The 18,437-nt window shown below is 67.6% G+C and carries 17 protein-coding genes and 1 tRNA gene; 15 read left to right on the top strand and 3 right to left on the bottom strand.

Going from position 1 to position 18,437, the window contains the following annotated elements; genetic code table 11:
* Window positions 1-31 precede the first annotated feature (31 nt).
* Window positions 32-3,445 carry a M36 family metallopeptidase gene (locus AB0F44_RS03585; RefSeq protein WP_357352744.1) on the bottom strand — a complete coding sequence of 1,138 codons (3,414 nt, stop codon included), beginning with the start codon at window positions 3,443-3,445 and terminating at the stop codon, window positions 32-34.
* Window positions 3,446-3,585: 140 nt separating this feature from the next.
* Here AB0F44_RS03585 and AB0F44_RS03590 point away from each other — a divergent pair, with 140 nt between their 5' ends.
* The 14 genes from AB0F44_RS03590 to AB0F44_RS03655 all read left to right on the top strand — a co-directional run bounded on the left by AB0F44_RS03590 (window position 3,586) and on the right by AB0F44_RS03655 (window position 15,283).
* Window positions 3,586-4,365 carry an enoyl-CoA hydratase-related protein gene (locus tag AB0F44_RS03590; RefSeq protein ID WP_357352746.1) on the top strand — a complete coding sequence of 260 codons (780 nt, stop codon included), beginning with the start codon at window positions 3,586-3,588 and terminating at the stop codon, window positions 4,363-4,365.
* 5 nt (window positions 4,366-4,370) lie between these two features.
* Window positions 4,371-4,706, top strand: coding sequence for a hypothetical protein (locus AB0F44_RS03595; protein ID WP_357352748.1), 336 nt, complete (start codon window positions 4,371-4,373; stop codon window positions 4,704-4,706).
* A 111-nt stretch (window positions 4,707-4,817) separates the two neighbouring features.
* On the top strand, window positions 4,818-5,609 hold the full coding sequence (locus AB0F44_RS03600) for an electron transfer flavoprotein subunit beta/FixA family protein (protein WP_350659733.1): 792 nt from the start codon (window positions 4,818-4,820) through the stop codon (window positions 5,607-5,609).
* Window positions 5,610-5,630: 21 nt separating this feature from the next.
* Window positions 5,631-6,584, top strand: a complete 954-nt coding sequence (locus tag AB0F44_RS03605; RefSeq protein WP_357352750.1) for an electron transfer flavoprotein subunit alpha/FixB family protein — start codon at window positions 5,631-5,633, stop codon at window positions 6,582-6,584.
* Between the two features lie 307 nt (window positions 6,585-6,891).
* Window positions 6,892-8,079, top strand: coding sequence for a phospholipase D-like domain-containing protein (locus AB0F44_RS03610; RefSeq protein WP_357352752.1), 1,188 nt, complete (start codon window positions 6,892-6,894; stop codon window positions 8,077-8,079).
* A gap of 24 nt (window positions 8,080-8,103) precedes the next feature.
* Complete coding sequence (locus AB0F44_RS03615; protein ID WP_357352755.1) at window positions 8,104-9,009, top strand: phosphotransferase; 906 nt, start codon at window positions 8,104-8,106, stop codon at window positions 9,007-9,009.
* A 51-nt stretch (window positions 9,010-9,060) separates the two neighbouring features.
* Window positions 9,061-9,468, top strand: coding sequence for a hypothetical protein (locus AB0F44_RS03620; RefSeq protein WP_357352757.1), 408 nt, complete (start codon window positions 9,061-9,063; stop codon window positions 9,466-9,468).
* Between the two features lie 68 nt (window positions 9,469-9,536).
* Window positions 9,537-10,787: a glutamate-5-semialdehyde dehydrogenase gene (locus AB0F44_RS03625; RefSeq protein ID WP_357352759.1), complete on the top strand. Its 1,251-nt coding sequence runs from the start codon at window positions 9,537-9,539 to the stop codon at window positions 10,785-10,787.
* A 30-nt stretch (window positions 10,788-10,817) separates the two neighbouring features.
* On the top strand, window positions 10,818-10,979 hold the full coding sequence (locus tag AB0F44_RS03630) for a hypothetical protein (protein ID WP_350659739.1): 162 nt from the start codon (window positions 10,818-10,820) through the stop codon (window positions 10,977-10,979).
* A gap of 11 nt (window positions 10,980-10,990) precedes the next feature.
* A complete protein-coding gene (gene nadD / locus AB0F44_RS03635) occupies window positions 10,991-11,680 on the top strand; it encodes a nicotinate-nucleotide adenylyltransferase (protein WP_357352761.1) in 690 nt (229 codons plus the stop codon).
* Window positions 11,677-12,051 (top strand): ribosome silencing factor, encoded by a 375-nt coding sequence (gene rsfS / locus AB0F44_RS03640; protein WP_357352763.1) that lies wholly within the window; start codon window positions 11,677-11,679, stop codon window positions 12,049-12,051. The genes nadD and rsfS overlap by 4 nt, the downstream gene beginning before the upstream one ends.
* Before the next feature lie 6 nt (window positions 12,052-12,057).
* Complete coding sequence (locus AB0F44_RS03645) at window positions 12,058-12,693, top strand: histidine phosphatase family protein (RefSeq protein WP_357352765.1); 636 nt, start codon at window positions 12,058-12,060, stop codon at window positions 12,691-12,693.
* A 62-nt stretch (window positions 12,694-12,755) separates the two neighbouring features.
* A tRNA-Ala gene (locus AB0F44_RS03650) sits at window positions 12,756-12,828 on the top strand.
* A 409-nt stretch (window positions 12,829-13,237) separates the two neighbouring features.
* The gene (locus AB0F44_RS03655) at window positions 13,238-15,283 is read left to right on the top strand and encodes a hypothetical protein (protein ID WP_357352767.1); all 2,046 of its coding nucleotides are present in this window, start codon (window positions 13,238-13,240) and stop codon (window positions 15,281-15,283) included.
* Between the two features lie 103 nt (window positions 15,284-15,386).
* Here the strand turns inward: AB0F44_RS03655 and AB0F44_RS03660 are convergent, their stop codons facing one another.
* Window positions 15,387-16,889 carry a long-chain fatty acid--CoA ligase gene (locus tag AB0F44_RS03660; RefSeq protein WP_357352769.1) on the bottom strand — a complete coding sequence of 501 codons (1,503 nt, stop codon included), beginning with the start codon at window positions 16,887-16,889 and terminating at the stop codon, window positions 15,387-15,389.
* A 168-nt stretch (window positions 16,890-17,057) separates the two neighbouring features.
* Between AB0F44_RS03660 and AB0F44_RS03665 the strand changes: the two genes are divergently transcribed.
* The gene (locus AB0F44_RS03665) at window positions 17,058-17,732 is read left to right on the top strand and encodes a TetR/AcrR family transcriptional regulator (RefSeq protein ID WP_357352771.1); all 675 of its coding nucleotides are present in this window, start codon (window positions 17,058-17,060) and stop codon (window positions 17,730-17,732) included.
* 139 nt (window positions 17,733-17,871) lie between these two features.
* On the opposite strand, the gene AB0F44_RS03670 is transcribed toward AB0F44_RS03665, so the two are convergent.
* A complete protein-coding gene (locus tag AB0F44_RS03670) occupies window positions 17,872-18,429 on the bottom strand; it encodes a cupin domain-containing protein (RefSeq protein ID WP_357352773.1) in 558 nt (185 codons plus the stop codon).
* Window positions 18,430-18,437: the final 8 nt, after the last annotated feature.

Consider the following 18,437-nt stretch of genomic DNA (forward strand, 5'->3'; position numbering starts at 1 on the left):
CGCGGGGACGCCAGGGTAGAAGCGGGTCCGGCTACTGCCCGAAGACCTGCAGCTCCGCCGCGTGGACGATGGTGCCGCGGTCGGAGCCGGTCTTGCAGTCGGTCGTGGTGAGCGGGTCGGCGTCCTGCTCACCGGCGTAGCCGGCATAGCCCGTGCACTGGTTCTCCAACGCCACCAGACGGACCGCCGCGGCGGAGGTGTCGGGGACGTCGAAGGTGCGCAGGTTGAGGTTGGGCGCTACCGGCCTGGGGCGCTTTGCGGGGAAGGCGTCGTCGGCCGAGGTGTAGAAGCGCTTCCAGGTCGCGCCGGCCGTGTCGCACGCGGAGACGCATGCCTCCAGTGCGAACTTCCGGAGTGCGGTGAAGCGCGACCCCGAGTCGGCGTCCGTGTCGGTCGCCGGCGACAGATAGGCGCTGACGTTGACCGTCTTCACGGTGCGCGTCCCGCCGGCCAGGTCGACGGCGATCGAGGGCGTGGTGGCGTCCACGTTGTCCGCGGTCACCCCACCCCAGTTGGTGCTCTCGGTGCCGTCGATCAGGGCACCGGCGTTGCGCGAGCCCTCGGTCGCGGTGAGCACCTTGGCTCCGTTGACGGCCGCGGCCAGGTTGGTCCCGGTCGCGAACGAGACGGTCTTGGTGATCTCTGTGGGGGAGACCGTGACCGTCTTGCGCTGGGCGCCCCCGGTGGCGGAGACGTAGAGGAGCTCGTACGTCCCCGGCACGAAGTGAGCCACCGACCCGAGCGCGGTGTTGGAGAGCGTGTCGGCGATCGGGGTCGCCCGTGCCTCGAAGCGGCCGACGTAGACCTTCCCGGGCGCCGGAGCGCTGAAGGTGACCTTGACGTTGCGCGAGGCCGGCGAGGCGAAGCTCGGGGTCGGCTCGTGGTCGTCGGCGGTCGTGGTGGCGTACTGGCCCATGCCGCGCCGGGCGAACGCATCGGCGATCACCTGGCGGTTGGCGCCGCCGAAGCGCATCTGGTCGGCGGCGAGGAAGGCGTCGCGGGCGTCCAACATCGAAGTCGCACCCTGCTGGAGCAGGAACGAGTCGAAGACCAGCTGGATCCAGCGGCGGTTGCCGGGGCACTTGTCGGCGGCCAGGGGCGACGCGGTCGTCGTCCCGACCGAGCAGCGCCGCTGCAGGGCCTTGTCGGTGTAGGGATAGGTCACGTTGTACTTGTCGACCAGCGCCTGCCGCACCGACCACATCGTCCCATTCCAGATCTCGCCGTCGGCGTGGACCTCGGGCCCGGTGCTGTCGAAGCCGTAGTCGGAGAAGTTGAGCGGGTTCTTGTCGACGGCGAAGTCGCGGATCGCGACGTCGGTGTTGCCGGTGGCGTAGGAGCCGACGGCCCACGGGCTGCCGCCGTTGTAGAGGTCGTGGGCGAACATGTGCTCGGCCGCGGCCAGGTCGCTCCAGGACTCACCCATCGCGCCGCCCTGCTCCGAGGTCAGGCCGTCGTCGGGACCACCGACCATCCGGTTGGAGATGGCGTGGGTGTACTCGTGGCCGACGATCCCGAAGTCCAGCGAGCCGTCGGTGCAGGGCGCGTAGAAGGCGCCGGCGGCTGGCTGGAAGAGGTACTGGTTGGTGACACCCGGAACGCCGTCCATCAGGGTGAGCTGGTTGGCGTTGTTGCGACCGGTCAGGAGCCCGCTCTGCTCGATGATCTGCGAGTCGAACGCGGCGGCCTGCGCGTTGCCGACCTCGGCGTCGAGGCCACGACCGCCACGGCCGAGGTTGTCGGTCTGCAGGTTGTAGTTCTCCTCGGTGAAGCCGAGGAAGTAGGACCAGTCGTGCATCCGGTTGTGGCTGGCGAACAGGTTTCCGACCACGTAGTTCACGTCGTTGCCGCCGGGGACCAGGGTCGTGGGCGAGCACTTGGAGTTGTTCCAGGCGTCGGTGAACGTGCCGGTGTAGTCGCGTACCGGCGAGATCGGCGCCTGCTCGAGCCCACCGGCGGCGAGCGGCGAGAGCCAGCCCTCGTGGGTGTTGGCGTTGTTGCCGATCGTGGTCAGGCTCGGCACCCCGACGGCCGTGTTGAGCAGCGTGTCCCACGGACCGGCGTTGGCCAGGCTCTTCAGCTCCGGCGCGGTGCACTCGGCCACCTTGGTCCAGCACGCGATCACGTCGTTGGCCGGAACCGCTTCACCGCCGGTCGAGGCGGCGTCGGGCGTGCCGGGGAAGTAGGACCAGCGCGGGTTGCTGCCCGGCAGGTCACCGGTCTCCGCACCGGCATCGGAGGAGGCGACGGTCACCGTGTAGCTGCCGACAAGAAGCGAGTCGTCGAAGGGACAGACCTGGACCGCGTACGTCCCGGGGTCGATCTTCTCGGCGGTGTAGGTCGCGGTCTCGGGGCTGGTGAGCAGGTCACCCTCCACGAGCAGCTTCCCGTCCGGGGCGAAGAGCTTCACGGAGAAGTCGTCGGTCGGCAGCCCGACCGCGACCGCGGCCAGGGTGCGGGTCTTGTCGTCGGAGATCTCGAAGGTGTGCTTCGGGCCGCAGGCGCCGAGCGCGGTGCCGGTGAACGGACCCTCGACGTCGTTCTCGTGGTTGACGTTGTCGCGGCGCAGGAGCACCTCGCCGGTGACCGCGTCGACCAGCACCGTCTGCCCCAGCAGAGTGGCGGCGGCGGAGTCGACGACGGTGGCCTGGAAGACGGGACGTACGCCCTCGCCGGGGACGGGGAGGGCCCGCAGCCGCACCAGCTGGTCGGTCGCCAGCCCGGGGACCGTCAGCTTGGTCCAGTCGGTCAGCTTCGCGGCGACGTCGGTGACGATCTCGCCTGCCTTCGCGCCGGAGATCGGGCGTCCGGCCGAGGCCGCCGCCTTCAGCCACGCCTCGGTCGGGGTCAGTTCGGCCTTGGCCGGGGTGCCGGTCACCTTGGACAGCGAGGAGGAGACGTAGTTGATGTCACCGCCGGCCACGCCCACGGTGACCATGCCCTCGGTCGCGGCGGACAGGCCGTCGTAGGTCTGCCGGAAGAGCACCGCATGACCGCCCCCGCCGGCCAGCTTCTGGTCGCTGACGAGCTCGAGGTCGGCCATCTGGGCCGCGGTGAGCCCGAAGACCGCCGCGTTGTCGTCGAGGAAGCCCCGGGCGGCGGCGACCGGGTCCGAGGAGCCGGCCGTGGCCAGTACGCCGTCGGCGGAGATCAGCGAGGTCGGAGTCCCGTGGGCGTTCCAGCGGATGTCGACGGCGTCCAGGGCCTGGGCCGCGGACTCCTGGGTCGAGGTGGGCAGCACGCGGTCGCGTACATCCAGGCCGGCATCGGCCTCGTGACCGAGCAGCCCGCCGGAGCGGGCCGCGTCAGCCATGGTGTTGGCAGTGTCATCAGTAGTGGAGAGCGCGGCACCCGAGACCGGCGTCGCCAGTACGACAGCGCCGAGGGCGATGCTCAGCGCGGCACCGAGGCTCACCCTGGCGCGACTGGAACGAATATCGGTCATGTTATTGAAACGCCCCTTTACCGGCCGGGGTTACGCGATACACGCAACGCCTGTACCGCGAACCGGCACACAAGAGGTGGAAGGCACCCGATAGTGTTCCGGACACATGTAACCGCCTTCACAGACAGGGGAGCGCCACGATGGGTGACTTCGTCAACCTCACCGTCGAGGACGGCATCGGCACGATCCGGCTCGACCGGCCGAAGATGAACGCGATCAGCTTCCAGGTACAGGCCGAGCTGCTCGAGGTCGCAACCGAGGCGGCAGCCGACGATGACGTACGCGCGGTCGTCGTCTACGGAGGCGAGAGACTGTTCGCCGCCGGGAACGACGTCAAGGAGATGGCCGGCCTCTCCTACTCCGAGATGGCCAAGCGGGTCGCGGGCGTGCAGGCCGCGGTGACCGCCGTCGCGGAGATCCCCAAGCCGGTGGTGGCCGCGGTGACCGGCTACGCGCTGGGCGGAGGCTGCGAGCTGGCACTCGCGGCCGACTTCCGGATCGCCGCCGACGACGCGACCTTCGGCCAGCCGGAGGTCCTGCTCGGCATCATCCCGGGCGCCGGCGGCACTCAGCGGCTGGCACGCCTGGTCGGGCCGTCGAAGGCAAAGGATCTGATCTTCTCGGGCCGCTTCGTCAAGGCAGACGAGGCGCTTGCAATCGGCTTGGCCGACCGGCTCGTACCGGCGGCCTCGGTCTATGAGGAGGCGCTCGCGTGGGCGAGCCAGTTCAAGACGGCGGCACCGTACGCTCTGGCGGCGGCGAAGACGGCGATCGACAAGGGCCTCGGGGTGGACCTCGCCACCGGGCTGGCAATCGAGCAGCAGCAGTTCGCCGGCGTGTTCGCGACGCAGGACTCCCAGACCGGGATGGCATCGTTCCTGGAGAACGGCCCCGGCAAAGCCAACTTCGAAGGGAAGTGAATCTCGTGTCCGACACCAAGACGTCCACCGGCCCGGGCATGGTCCACACCATCCGGTCCTACGCGTCCAGGGTGGTTTGGGCGATCGCGCTGCTCGCCGCGCTGGCGCTGGCGATCGGTGCGCTGCTGATCGCGCTCAAGGCGAACCAGGACAACACCCTCGTGGCGTTCATCCTCAACCTCGCCGACATCGCCGATCTCGGCCTGTTCTCGCGGGAGAACGGCATCAAGCAGTTCAGCGGTGAGGACGCCGAGATCAAGAACGCGCTCTTCAACTGGGGCATCGGTGCGCTGGCGTGGCTGATCGTCGGCCGCATCGTGGCCGGTGTGATCCGGCCCTGAGCCCATGTGACATTCTCAACGCGTAGGCACCTGTCATCCGTATGTGACTGACGGGTAACATCGCTGGCGAACTACGACCATTCCAGGAGGGGCCGGCAAGGCCGCACCATCATGAACATTGTTGTGCTTGTGAAGTACGTGCCGGACGCGACCGCGGACCGGCAGTTCGAGGACGACTTCACCGTCGATCGCGTGAACGTCGACGGTCTGCTCTCCGAGCTCGATGAGTACGCCGTCGAGCAGTCGTTGCAGATCAAGGAGAAGCGTGAGGGTGAGGAGATCACCGTCACCGCGCTGACCGTTGGTCCGCAGGCTGCCGAGGCCGCTGTGCGCAAGGCGCTGCAGATGGGCGCCGACAAGGGCGTCCACGTCGTCGACGACGCCATCGCCGGCTCGGACTCCATCGCCACCTCGCTGGTTCTCGCCAAGGCGATCGAGAAGCTCGGTCCGGTCGACCTCGTGGTCGGCGGACTGGCCTCGACCGACGCCGGCATGAGCGTCGTCCCGGCGATGCTGGCCGAGCGCCTCGGCCTGCCGCAGGTGACCCTGGCCTCGGTCGTCGAGACCCAGGGCGACCAGATCCGGATCAAGCGTGACGGCGACGTGGCCACCGAGGTCATCGGCGGCACGCTGCCGCTGGTCCTCTCGGTCACCGACCAGTCCGGCGAGGCCCGTTACCCGTCGTTCAAGGGCATCATGGCGGCCAAGAAGAAGCCGCTGGAGACGTGGTCGCTGGCCGACCTCGGTGTCGACGCCGGCCAGGTCGGCCTCGGTGCTGCTTACACCGCGGTCGAGGAGACGGCGGCCCGTCCGCCGCGTACCGCTGGTGAGATCGTCACCGACGAGGACGGCTCGGGCGCCAAGGCGCTGGCCGAGTTCCTCGCGTCCAAGAAGTTCATCTGAGGCCGGGAAGGATTCTGAATCATGGCTGAAGTTCTCGTTCTCATCGACCACGTTGGTGGTCAGGTCAAGAAGCCGACCTACGAGCTGCTCACCCTGGCAGCCAAGCTCGGCGAGCCCTCCGCTGTCTTCATCGGTGGCGCCGACGGCGCCGCTGGTGCCGCGGAGGCCGTGAAGGGCTACGGCGCCGAGAAGGTCTACGTCATCGACGACGCCCAGATCAAGGGCTACCTGGTGGCCCCGAAGGCCGAGGCGCTCGCGCAGCTGGCCGGCACCGCCTCCCCGGCCGCGATCCTGCTGCCCTCCTCCGCGGAGAACAAGGAGGTCGCCGCCCGTCTGGCGATCAAGCTCGACTCCGGTCTGATCACCGACGCGGTCGACCTCGACGAGTCCGGTGTGGCGACCCAGTCCGTCTTCGCCGGAAACTTCACGGTCAAGGGCAAGGTCACCAAGGGCACCCCGATCATCACGGTCAAGCCCAACTCGGCCGCTCCGGTCGAGAAGGCCGGCGCCGCCGCGGTCACCCCGTTCGAGGTCACCATCTCGGATGCCGCCAAGACCGCCCAGATCGTGGCCTCCCAGCCGCGTAAGGCGTCAGGCCGTCCCGAGCTCACCGAGGCCGCGATCGTGGTCTCCGGTGGTCGTGGCACCGGCGGCGACTTCTCCGCCGTCGAGGGTCTCGCCGACGCGCTCGGTGCCGCTGTCGGTGCCTCGCGTGCCGCGGTCGACTCGGGCTGGATGCCGCACACCTTCCAGGTCGGCCAGACCGGTAAGACCGTCTCCCCGCAGCTCTACGTGGCCAACGGGATCTCCGGTGCGATCCAGCACCGTGCCGGTATGCAGACCTCGAAGACCATCGTCGCGGTCAACAAGGACGAGGAGGCACCGATCTTCGAGCTCGTCGACTTCGGTGTGGTGGGCGATCTGCACACCGTTCTCCCTGCCGTCACCGAGGCTGTGAAGGCCGCTAAGGGCTGACGAGCGAGGCCGAGGGCCGAGCTTGCTCGTGCGCTCGCGCCGAGCGAGGAAGTCCCGCCGCCGAAGGCGGCCGGGCTGAATCAACGTGTGATGTTCGTCCCGAAAACCCGCCTCCGAGCACGGCTCGGAGGCGGGTTTCTTTCGGTTTGGCATCTTGTTCTGGGAATTGTCGTTGCGGCACATACGTCGCTGGGTATAGTCCGGCCGCATGTGGGTGAATGCGCTGAGGTCGAGGACGACCCGGAAGATATCGATCGCTTCGGCTGTGGCTGGCTGCGTTGCTGCCCTGGTCATGGCGACGATGTCCGTGGTTTCGACACCGGCGACCGCGGCGACCTGGTCGCCCCCGGCGGGGCCGTTCTTCAACAACCCGACCGGTGACTCGGCGCAGCGCAACTACATCGTCCACCGGATCAACAACAGCGTCCGCTACGCGCGCGCGGGTTCCTACATCCGGTTCGTCACCTACAACCTGGACCGCGCCGACACCGTCGATCAGCTCATCGCCGCACACAAGCGTGGTGTCCACGTGCAGATCCTGGTCAATCGGAAGATGTGGAGCAGCGGTGAGCGGAGGCTGGCCGACCGCCTTGGCACCAGGCGCTCCCGGCCGAGCTTCATCTACGGCTGCGCCGGCGCCTGCCGTGGATATGACACGGGCAACCTGCACATCAAGATCCACTCGTTCACCCAGGTCGGCGACAGGCGCAACATCATCATCAACAGCTCCGGCAACCTCGGTGGCGGAGCTGCCGGCTCGCAGTGGAACGACGCCCAGACGATCTACGCCAACGACAGCCTGTGGTCGACCTGGCTGCGGATGTTCAACGAGCTCAAGGCCGACAGGAAGGCCACGCCGCGCTACGTGTCGTGGTCCGGTGGCGGCACCTCGGTCGGCTTCCAGCGTCAGCGTACGGGCACGACCAGCGACGAGATCTACGCCCGCGGCACCGGTGACCGGGTGATCGACCGGCTGCGGCTGATCGGTTGCAGCGCGCCGAGCGGCTACGGCACCAAGGGCAAGACGATCCTGCGGATCCACATGTACGCCTGGTACGGCCGCCGCGGCGAGCGCATCGCCGACGAGGTCGTCCGGCTGAAGAAGCGCGGCTGCGTGGTCCGGGTGATCGGCTCGGTCACCAACAACGCGGTCTACCGCAAGCTGAGGGCGGTCGGCATCCCGGCGCGCGACGCCGCCTGGGACTGGGGCCAGAAGAAGTCGACCAGCGGCGACAACATCGTCTACGGCTCGCGCTGCTACTCGCACTACAAGTGGATGAGCGTCAACGGCCGCTTCGCGGACAGGGGCACCTACAGCGTCTGGACCGGCTCGGAGAACTGGTCGCCGCCGTCGTTCAGCAACGACGAGGTCACCTTCCGGTTCACCTCGAAGAGCTACTACACCGCCTACACCGCTCGGTTCAACAAGATGTGGGACAGCCCGCGGGCCACGCACCGGGTCTACCTGGAGCCGAAGACCCGTCCCTGCGCCTGACGCTGGGCGCGCTAACCTCGCCGGGTGAGCTTCGGTGAACTCGGTGGGGGCCTCCGGCCGCTCGACGGCGGCTGGTCGGGAGAGACGTTCCTGGCAGAGGCTGGTGGGGAGAGGTCGGTCGTGCGGGTCTTCGCCGACCCGCGCCACCATCCGCAGGCCGCGGAGATCCACGAGGCCCTGCACCGTCTGGTGCGGGGCCTCGTCCCGGTCCCGGACGTCCTCGAGGTACGCCGCGCCGACCCGGCCACGGGCATGCCCGCGCTGCTGGTGACCGAGTTCGTCGAGGGCGTACGCGGTGACCTGCTGCTGCCCGACCTCGACGAGGCCCAACAGGCCAGGCTCGGGCATTGTCTCGGCGAGCTGGCGGGCACCCTGGCCGGAATGCCGTTCCTGACCGCCGGGACCTTCGCCGACAAGGACCTGCGGGTCGAGGCGTTCGCGCTGGACCTGACCGACTGGGTCGAGTCGTACGCCGACCGTCTCGACTGGTCACCGGCCGATCTGGAGGGTCTGAGGGACGTGGGCGCCGACGCCCAGGACCTGCTCGACACGGTCCCCAGGGTGAGCCTCGTGCACAGCGACCTCAACCCCAAGAACCTCATCGTGGACCCGGAGACACTGCGCGTGCGCGCGGTGCTGGACTGGGAGTTCGCCCATGCCGGCTCGCCGTTCGCCGACCTGGGCAACCTGCTGCGGTTCGACCGGGAGGCGGCGTACGTCTCTGGGGTTCTCGAGGGCTACGTCGCGGTGCGCGGTGGCAGTGCCGCGGAGGCCCTCGATCTGGCCCGCTCCGCGGACCTGGTCGCGCTGGTCGAGCTCGGTGCGCGGCGTACCGCCAATCCGGTGGCTGCCCGGGCGCACGACCTCCTGCTCGAGATCGCTCGATCCGGGGATGTCCACACAGCCCCGGAAGGCTCCGATCGCCGCTAGGATCGGAGCGCGCCGGACGGTGCCGGCGCAACCTGGGGGATGGTTGTGGGAGTGAGTGAGTTCGACGGGGCTCGGGGCCCCGCCGGAGCTTGGTGGCGTGGCTGGACGCCCTGGATCTCGGCGCTCGTGCTGTCGGCGCTGTTCGCGGGGGCGACATCGGGGATCGCGTTCGTGCGGAAGTCCTATGAGCCGCCGATGGACTACCCGGCGATGACCGAGTCCGAGCCGGAGGCGAGCACCTCGTCGTCCGCACCGGCGAAGCAGGACCGGCGCGAGTCGCCGTCGACGCGACCGACGGGCGGGCCCGCCGACCCGACGCCGGTGAAGGCGCCGCGCAAGGCCCGGCCCTCGGCCTCCGGATCGGGGAGTGGCGAGCCGATGGCGACGCCTGAGCCGTCCGAGAGCCCGTTCGACCCGCTCGGCGGTCTCGGCGTGCTGCTGGGCCTGGGCGAGGACTGATCCCGGCCGTGCGGTCCGCACGGCGAAAGGGTGGTGGCTGCGTACGCCGGAACGCATAGGCTTCTGGCATGAGCGCAGAGGCAGTGATCCGTGAGGTGGCGGCGAAGGCACGAGAGGCGAGCTACGAGCTCGCGGTCGCGCCGCGCAGCGTGAAGGACGCGGCGCTGCACGCGATGGCCGACGCCCTCCTGAAGCGATCCGACGAGGTGCTGGAGGCCAACGCGGCCGACGTCGCCCGCGCCCAGGCCTCGGGCAGCCCCGCCAACATCATCGACCGCCTCACCCTGACCCCGGAGCGTCTCGACGGCATCGCCGGCGCCCTCCGCGAGCTCGCCGCCCTTCCCGACCCCGTCGGAGACGTCGTACGCGGCAGCACCCTCGCCAACGGCCTCGAGCTGCGCCAGGTGCGGGTGCCGTTCGGCGTCGTCGGGATGATCTACGAGGCTCGCCCCAACGTGACCGTCGACGCAGCCGGGATCTGCCTGAAGTCCGGCAACGCGGCGCTCCTGCGCGGCTCCTCCAACATCGCGTCCAGCAACGTGGCGATCGCCGCCGTGCTCCGCGACGCCGTCGCCTCCGTCAGCCTCCCTGCCGACGTGATCCAGGTCGTGCCCGGTGAGGGCCACGACTCGGTCAAGGCGCTGATGCGGGCCCGCGGCCTGGTCGACGTGCTCATCCCGCGCGGTGGCGCCGGGCTGATCCGCAGCGTCGTCGAGGAGTCGACGGTGCCGGTCATCGAGACCGGGGTGGGCAACGTACACGTCTACGTCGACAAGGCCGCCGACCTCGAGAAGGCGGTCAGGATCGTGGTCAACTCCAAGACCCAGCGCACCAGCGTGTGCAACTCCGCCGAGTCGCTGCTCGTGCACGCCGACATCGCCAAGGAGTTCCTGCCGATGATCGTCCCCGCCCTGCAGGAGCGTGGGGTGCAGATCCACGGCGACGAGGCCTTCCAGGCCTACGATCTGGTCGAGCCGGCCACCGACGAGGACTACGCGGCCGAGTTTCTGGCGCTGAAGATCAGCGCCGCGGTCGTACCTGACCTCGACGCCGCCATCGCCCACATCCGGCGTTGGTCGAGCGGTCACACCGAGGCGATCCTGACCGAGGACCTGGGCGCGGCTCGGCGCTTCACCGCCGCCGTCGACTCCGCGGCGGTCATGGTCAACGCCTCGACCCGGTTCACAGACGGCGGCGAGTTCGGCTTCGGCGCGGAGATCGGGATCTCGACCCAGAAGCTGCACGCCAGGGGCCCGATGGGGCTGCCCGAGATGACCTCGACGAAGTATGTCGTCACCGGGGACGGGCACGTGCGCTAGCGGCAGCTGCCACAAGGTAATCTGTGCGCCATGTCGAACTCTGTTGTGTCGAGCATCATCACCTCCGCTGAGCACGGGGCCGAGCACGGCACCTCTGGCATCGAGTGGGTCATCGGCGGCGGCGCGCTGGCGATCCTGATCTTCGCGCTCCTGGTCCTGGTCTGGTTCGCCGGCGGCCGTGAGCACTCCTGAGCGCTGATTCGATGGGCAGCGGGGGAGCGCCCGAGCCAGGTCTGGAGGGCCTGACCGGCAAGCGCCGTGTCGGGGTGATGGGTGGCACCTTCGATCCCATCCACCACGGCCACCTGGTGGCGGCCTCCGAGGTGCAGTCGTTCTTCGACCTCGACGAGGTCGTCTTCGTACCGACCGGCGACCCGTGGCAGAAGGCCGACCGCGACGTGTCGCCGGCCGAGCACCGCTACCTGATGACGGTCATCGCGACCGCCGCCAACCCGCGCTTCACCGTGAGCAGGGTCGACATCGACCGGGCCGGCCGGACCTACACCATCGACACGCTGCGCGACCTCGCCAAGGCGCTGCCGGACTCCGATCTCTACTTCATCACCGGGGCCGACGCGCTCGCCGAGATCTTCACCTGGCGCGACACCGACGAGCTCTTCGAGCTCGCCCAGTTCGTGGGGTGCACGCGCCCGGGCTACGCCATGGATCCCGAGGTCATCGCGAAGATCCCCTCCGACCGCATCACCATGCTCGAGATCCCGGCTCTGGCGATCTCCTCCTCCGACTGCCGCGAGCGGCGTCACCGTGGCGAGCCGGTCTGGTATCTCGTCCCCGACGGCGTGGTGCAGTACATCGGCAAGCACGACCTCTACCGGCCCAAGGAAACCAGGGCCCCTCAATCCAAGACTCTCCGAAATAAGGACCGCGTATGACCGCGACCGAGCACGCCATCGAGCTCACCATCACCGCCGCCCGGGCGGCCTCGGACAAGAAGGCCGGCCACATCCTGGCCTTCGACGTCAGCGACCAGCTGGCCATCACCGACGCCTTCGTGCTGGCCTCCGCCCCCAACGAGCGGCAGGTGCAGTCGATCGTCGACGAGGTCGAGCTCAAGCTGCGTGACCTCGGCTCCAAGCCGCTGCGCCGCGAGGGGCACAAGGAGGGACGCTGGGTGCTGCTCGACTACGGCGAGATCGTCGTGCACGTCCAGCACGAGGAGGAGCGCCAGTTCTACGCCCTCGAGCGGCTCTGGCGTGACTGCCCCTCGATCTCGCTGCCCGCCGACGTCGTCTCCGAGGGCTGAGGTCCGGTGGTCGAGCCTGTCGAGATTCGCCGAATCGTCCTGCTCCGCCACGGAGTCACCGGCTGGAACGCCGACGGCCGCTACCAGGGCCAGACCGACATCGAGCTGGCCGAGACCGGCCACCAGCAGGCCAAGGCCGCCGCTCGCGCGCTCGGGACGACCTTCGCCGTCACCCGCCTCGTCTCCTCGGACCTGATGCGGGCACGGCAAACCGCTGCGTACGTCGCCGAGGAGACCGGCCTGGAGGCTGCGTACGACCCGCGGCTGCGGGAGGTCTGCGCGGGGGAGGCCGAGGGGATGAACCGCGCCGAGATCTACGAGCGCTTCGGTGAGATGCCGGCCAGCTGGGAGCCCTACGGCGGGGAGTCCTGGCCCATGGTCGCGGCACGGTTCAGCGGCGCGCTCCACGACGTCGCCGAGACCGTCGCGCCCGGCGAGACCGTCGTGGTCGTCGCTCACGGCGGTGCCATCCGGCAGGGCCTTGCCGCCTTCCTCGGCTGGGACCCGTCCGTCGTCACCACCCTCGCCCCGCTGACGAACTGCGCCTGGATCGAGCTCACCGCCCGGGAGTCCGCCCACGGACTCATCCCGTCGGCGCCCTGGCGACTCGCGACGTACGGAATGGGGACCCCGATTTCGTGATCGCGAGAGCATTCCGCTAATGTTCTTCTCGTTGCCCGGGCTGATCACCGGGACAACGCCACGGGGGTGTGGCGCAGCTGGTAGCGCATCTGCATGGCATGCAGAGGGTCAGGGGTTCGAGTCCCCTCACCTCCACCGAAACACCTGATCACAGGCCATGTTCGAGTCCTAGCAATAGGATCCGAACATGGCCTGTGGCCATTTGGTGGCCTTAGAGTCCGGAGCGTACGGCACATCTCGATTCGCTCTGGTCGGGGTTGCACCTGATGGGCATGAACAGTGACGCCACCATCACCTTGATCGCTGCTACGACCGGCCGGTCCTGACCTTGGCCCAGATCGCCGAGCACATCGGCGTTTCGGTCCAAGCGCTGCGCCTTGTCAGGGCGAAACTCACTGAGGTGACTGGTAGCGTGAAACCGGCCGTGGGCACTGTCGAGGATCGACCCGGCCAGCTCAACAGGTGGCCAGCCCTTGCCGCTCGCCACGATCATGTCGGGTTGACCGGGGAATGGCAGGGGCACGGGATGCAGCGGCGAGAAGACTTGACCACGCGACGGTCCGCAGCGGGGTATGCGGCGACGGTTCGGGCGCGTACGCAGCGTGGGCTGTACCGGTTGCTCGCGCTCGTTCTGGCTGGTCTGTTCGCCGGCCTCGCATGCGTTGGTGCTGAGGCGACGGCCGCCACCGAAGGGCTCCCCGAAGACGCCGAGAGCACTGATGCGGGCCTGACCGAGGTCGGCGGCGCTCGCCAGGCGCTGCCGGTCGAGGAAGAGCTCGCTCACAAGTACGCGCCCGTGATGATGCTGGTCGAACAGAGCGAGGCCTGCGGCCCTGGCGAGCCGTACGTCCCCAGCGACGTCGACGCACTGTTCGACGAGAGGTCCATCGCCCTACGCGGGCCGTGGACCGGACGCGACCTCGTCACCGTCGGCCCGAGCGTCGACGAGCTCGCGCAGGGCTTGGAGGGGTACGCGATCGACCAGCCCGGCGACCCCCTCAAGCCCGGTTGCACCTACGAGAAGTGGGCGGACGCTGTATGGGGGAAGAACCCGACCCCCACCATCTACGCCCACGTGACCACCCAGCCCGGCGTCGAGGACCGGCTGGCTCTGCAGTACTTCTCCTACTATCCGTTCAACGACTACAACAACAAGCACGAGAGCGACTGGGAACGGATCCAGATCGAGTTCCCCGTCGGAGACGCCGAAGCCGCGCTCGAGGCCGATCCTGACCTCGTCTTCTACTCTCAGCACTACGGCGCCGAACGCGCTTCCTGGGATGACAAGAAGCTCCAGCTCGAAGGCGACACCCATCCCATCGTCTACGTCTCGGCCGGTTCGCACGCCAGCCAGTTCTCCGAAGGCCTCTACCTCGGTCGGTCATCCACCGAGGGCTTCGGCTGTGACACCACCATCGGCCCGCATGACGAGGTTCAGCCCGAGGTGCGCACCATCCCCAGCGCCCCAGAGGCGGCCGCGGAGGCGTACCCATGGACGACGTATCGCGGGCATTGGGGAGAGGTCGGCCCGCAACGGTTCTACGAGGGCCCGACCGGTCCGAACATGAAGCAGGCGTGGACGAAACCGTTCGTGTGGTCGAGCAAGGCACGCGAGCACAGCTTCTCCCTGCCGGGCGCTGAGGTGGCCGGAAGCAAGGCTGGGACCTACTTCTGCTCGCTCGTCTCCTCAGGATCGGACCTATTTCGCCGGTTCTCCGCCGACCCCGGCCCAACCTTGCTGTTCCTCGTTGCCATCCTCTTCGCCCTCGGGTGGGTCGTACGCCGCTCCGGCTGGGCCGAAGCCCACCCGCTGCCCCTCATCGCCCGAAGGCATCCCGGGCAGGTCGCCGCGGCGGCTTTGCGGATGCTGCGTGAACACTGGCGTGTGTTCCTGCTGGTCGCGGCACCGGCAGCGGCAGCGTCGGTCACATCCTCGGTCCTCACCGCGGTGGCGCCGGCGGGGGCGCCCTGGTGGTGGTCCGTCCCGTCCGGTGCGGTGCTTCTCGGCCTGGTGCTCGCGCTGGCCTGGGCCCAGGTCGCATCCGCGCAAGCCGTGGTCGACCTCGATGCAGGTCGACCAGTGACGCTCAGCTCCCTCGTGCAGACGACCCGCGCCCGGGTGCCGGCGCTGCTGGTCACGCTCGTCGTGTGGGTGGCCATCGTGGGGCCACTGCTCGTGACCGGCCTTCTGTCACCGGTCGCATTGACGCTGTTCGTGGCATGGTCGCTGGCACTGCCCGTGGTGCAGCTCGAGGGCCTGGCGGGGTGGGCCGCTCTGCGCCGCAGCTGGCGTCTCGTGCGGCGCCAGATTCTCACGGTGCTCCTGGCGCTGGCCGTGTCGCTCGCGCTCGTCTCGTTGCTGGGTGGGGTGATCGCGACGCTGGTGTTCATCGTGTCTCCGGCTCCCTTCGGAGTCGTCTCCGGTGTTCCGCAGCTGGTGATGACCCTGGTGTGGCCTGTGACCGCGCTCCTCACGACGTACGCATGGTCGAACGGAGTCGCCCTCGAGCAAGAACACGACACCGGCGACACCGGCGAGGACGGCTCGCCCGCCGACCTACAGCCCATCGGCGGTACTCCCACACCATGACCCGACGGCAACGCCCACCCCGCCGCCGATGCCGCCGTGCCTCGTCCAAGCCCCACCCCAATGGTGATATAACCCGGCCCTGCCTTCGTGTGGCCTGCGAGGCCTAGCCGCCGGTCGGGGGTTCGACGCTCCTTCGCAGGATCTTGCCTGTCGGGCCTTTGGGCAAGCTGGGGACAAACCAGATCTGTCGGGGGTACTTGTAGTCCGCCAGACGTTCTCGCACAAACCTGACCAGGTCAGCAGACTCGGCCTGAGTTCCGCGCTTGAGTGCCACCGCCGCTCCGACCTGTTCCCCGAGGTGATCGTCCTTGATCCCAATCACGGCGGCCTCGGCGACGGCAGGATGCTCGTACAACACCTCTTCCACCTCGCGTGGATATACGTTGTATCCGCCCCGAATGATGACGTCCTTCTTCCGGTCGACGATGCTGTAGTAGCCGTCACGGTCTCGCCGCGCAATGTCTCCCGTACTGAACCAGCCATCCACAATGGACTCCTCGGTCGCCGTCGGGCGGCCCCAGTATCCCTTCATCACGTTCTCGCCCTTGATCTGGATCTCTCCGGGCGACTCTGGGTCGTTCAGTTCGTTTCCGTTATCGTCGACCAGTCGAAGTTCGCAACCACGCACCGGGGTGCCGATCGTTCCAGCCTTTCGCGGACTTCCTGGCTGGTTGAAGCAAGCAATGGGAGCGGTCTCTGACAGCCCATACCCTTCGTATACGTCGCAGCCAAACTCTTCCTCGAAGGATCTCAACACTTCGACCGGCATCGGGGCGCCTCCAACGATGCAGCAGCGTAGCCTCGAAAGGTCTGCCGAACTCGAATTGGGAGAGTTCAAGAGCGCGGAGTACATGGTTGGGACGCCCTCAAGAACCGTTACCGCATCCCGCTCGAGCACGCGCAGAGCCGCGTCCGCGTCGAACCTGGGAATCAGAGTCAGGAGAGCTCCCGATTTCACCGCGGCGTTCAGTCCGCAAGTCAGACCGAACACATGGAAAAGCGGCAAACATCCCAGGATGACGTCACTGGGAGACGTCTGAATGAGCGTGTCCACGGTGGTGGAAGCATTGGTCACCATGTTGGCGTGAGTGAGTTCTGCCCCCTTAGGACTTCCTGTCGTGCCAGACGTATAGAGCAGCACAGCAGTGTCATCCGCGCCCCGCGTAACTGGTTCCTTGACCGGATTTCCGAGCAGGTCCAGTTCGGTCGGGCCCAGGTCGGCAACGATGAGCGCTGGAATTCCGGCATCATCTGCGGCCTCCGATACCACAACCCCTACCGCGTGAGAGCCATAGATGAGAGACATGCCCGAGTCGTCAATGTAGTACGTGATCTCGCGGGACTTCAGCAAGGGATTCATCGGGACTGCGATGGCCCCCGCCATCAGTACCCCGTAGAACAGGATCGGAAACGCGGGGACGTTCGGCATCACGATACCTACGCGATCACCGGCTCGGATTCCGCGAACTTGCAGGTCGCCCGCCACGGCCGCGGCGGCGCGCCTGAGGTCGGAATAGTCCAGCGTGGTGCCGTCGAGCCTGATTGCCGGCCTATCGCCGAGGGCACGAGCAGTTTCGATGAGGTTGTTGGCTAGATTTGAAGACATGACGGGTTCCTCTCATGATCTGGGTGGCGCCTGATCTGAGCGGTGTCAGTACTGCTCAGTCTCAACGCCAAGGGGTCGGGGCTCAGCCAACTCGAGCAATCGGAGGTCCCCGAGTGGTCGTGGCGCGGCGCGAGAGGCTCGGAACGTGGCGGGTCTACCATGGAGCCCATGGCAGTCTCGTTCTCCAACGGTCTGAGTGGCTCGGAACCTCGGGCCGGCAGGCGGAATCTCAAGGGCGACATGCGAGAGCAAGCGATCCTTCAGTGCGCCTACGAGACCTTGCGCAACGATTCGATGCGGACGGTCTCGATTGATCGGCTTGCCAAGGGCGCTGGTTTGTCTCGATCGTCGTTCTACTTCTATTTCGAGTCCAAATGGCAGGTTCTTTCTGCCCTTCTTTCGAGTGTGACTAACGATGTCTTCAATGCATCGTCGATGATCTTTGATCGGCCGGAAGGGATTTCGCCGGAGGCCGCGATAGAGCATGCAGTATCTGAGGTAGTGGCGGTGTGGGGGCGCCATGGTCACGTACTTCGTGAAGTCGGCGATGCCGCTGCGGCGGAACCGGCGCTGCAGGCGCAGTGGGACCGAATCCTGGGTCGGTTCATAGACGCCGCCGCCGTCGCTATCGAGCGGGACCGTGCTACGGGCGTGGCACTTGATGGGCCGCCAGCTCGTGCTCTGGCGGCGGCGCTTATGTGGATGGGCGAGAGAAATCTTGGTTTGATGACCATGCGTAGCGCGAACGCGATTCCCATGGAAGACATAGTGGAGACGGTTACGACCGTGTGGCTCCGGACTGTATTCGGCCTCGAATATAGGAACGCCTCGAACAGTACGTGAGCCGGACGACGCAATGACGTGTCCTGCAGCCTCATTGGATCATCTTTTGTCGTGACTACCTCGGTCGGCAGTTCCACGAGCATCACGGCCGCTGCCACGGCTGTGGATCGTCTACCCGCTCAATTCCGAATGCCTGGATCTACAGGTCTCGGGGGTGGGGGATCTCGGGGAACATCTCGAGTCCGTAGTTGGTCTTGAGGTTCTCGACCTCGGCTGTGAGTTGTTCGGGGGTGCGTAGTTCTCGGTTGCGGGCTTCGTAGAAGTACTTGTCGATGCCGCCGCCGGGTTCGAAGCCGTTGCTGTTGGGGCCGGGGACGAAGACCACGAGGATTCGGGCTTCCTCGCCGACGACCTCGTAGGTGTGTCGCTGGTCCTTGCGGCCCCAGACGAACTGTCCGGCGCCGGCGTTGTAGGAGCCTTCTTCGGTGTGGATCTTGATCTCGCCGCTCATCACGAAGAAGCCCTCCTCCTCGCGGTGGTGGATGTGCCAGACGGGCTCGGTCCCGCGTACCCAGTTCGTCTCGATGACGATCAGCTGGCCTTGGGTGGTCTCGCCGGTGGCGTGGGTCCAGAAGTCCACGCCGGTCATGAAGTCGCCGGTCATGGTGAAGTGCACGTCGTCGCGGTGGGAGACGTAGCTCTCTCCGTCGCGGGTTGTCGACGGCTGGATCTGGTCGACATCGGATGTGGTGGCCATGGTGGCCC

The organism is Nocardioides sp. NPDC023903, assembly GCF_040639295.1.
GTDB lineage: Bacteria > Actinomycetota > Actinomycetes > Propionibacteriales > Nocardioidaceae > Nocardioides.

What these genes read in the sequence shown, in the direction of transcription:
- AB0F44_RS03585 (WP_357352744.1), bottom strand. Translation starts at nt 3,445, where the DNA reads ATGACCGATATTCGTTCCAGTCGCGCCAGGGTGAGCCTCGGTGCCGCG.
- AB0F44_RS03590 (WP_357352746.1), top strand. Translation starts at nt 3,586, where the DNA reads ATGGGTGACTTCGTCAACCTCACCGTCGAGGACGGCATCGGCACGATC.
- AB0F44_RS03600 (WP_350659733.1), top strand. Translation starts at nt 4,818, where the DNA reads ATGAACATTGTTGTGCTTGTGAAGTACGTGCCGGACGCGACCGCGGAC.
- AB0F44_RS03605 (WP_357352750.1), top strand. Translation starts at nt 5,631, where the DNA reads ATGGCTGAAGTTCTCGTTCTCATCGACCACGTTGGTGGTCAGGTCAAG.
- AB0F44_RS03625 (WP_357352759.1), top strand. Translation starts at nt 9,537, where the DNA reads ATGAGCGCAGAGGCAGTGATCCGTGAGGTGGCGGCGAAGGCACGAGAG.
- AB0F44_RS03630 (WP_350659739.1), top strand. Translation starts at nt 10,818, where the DNA reads ATGTCGAACTCTGTTGTGTCGAGCATCATCACCTCCGCTGAGCACGGG.
- nadD (WP_357352761.1), top strand. Translation starts at nt 10,991, where the DNA reads ATGGGCAGCGGGGGAGCGCCCGAGCCAGGTCTGGAGGGCCTGACCGGC.
- rsfS (WP_357352763.1), top strand. Translation starts at nt 11,677, where the DNA reads ATGACCGCGACCGAGCACGCCATCGAGCTCACCATCACCGCCGCCCGG.
- AB0F44_RS03660 (WP_357352769.1), bottom strand. Translation starts at nt 16,889, where the DNA reads ATGTCTTCAAATCTAGCCAACAACCTCATCGAAACTGCTCGTGCCCTC.
- AB0F44_RS03665 (WP_357352771.1), top strand. Translation starts at nt 17,058, where the DNA reads ATGGCAGTCTCGTTCTCCAACGGTCTGAGTGGCTCGGAACCTCGGGCC.
- AB0F44_RS03670 (WP_357352773.1), bottom strand. Translation starts at nt 18,429, where the DNA reads ATGGCCACCACATCCGATGTCGACCAGATCCAGCCGTCGACAACCCGC.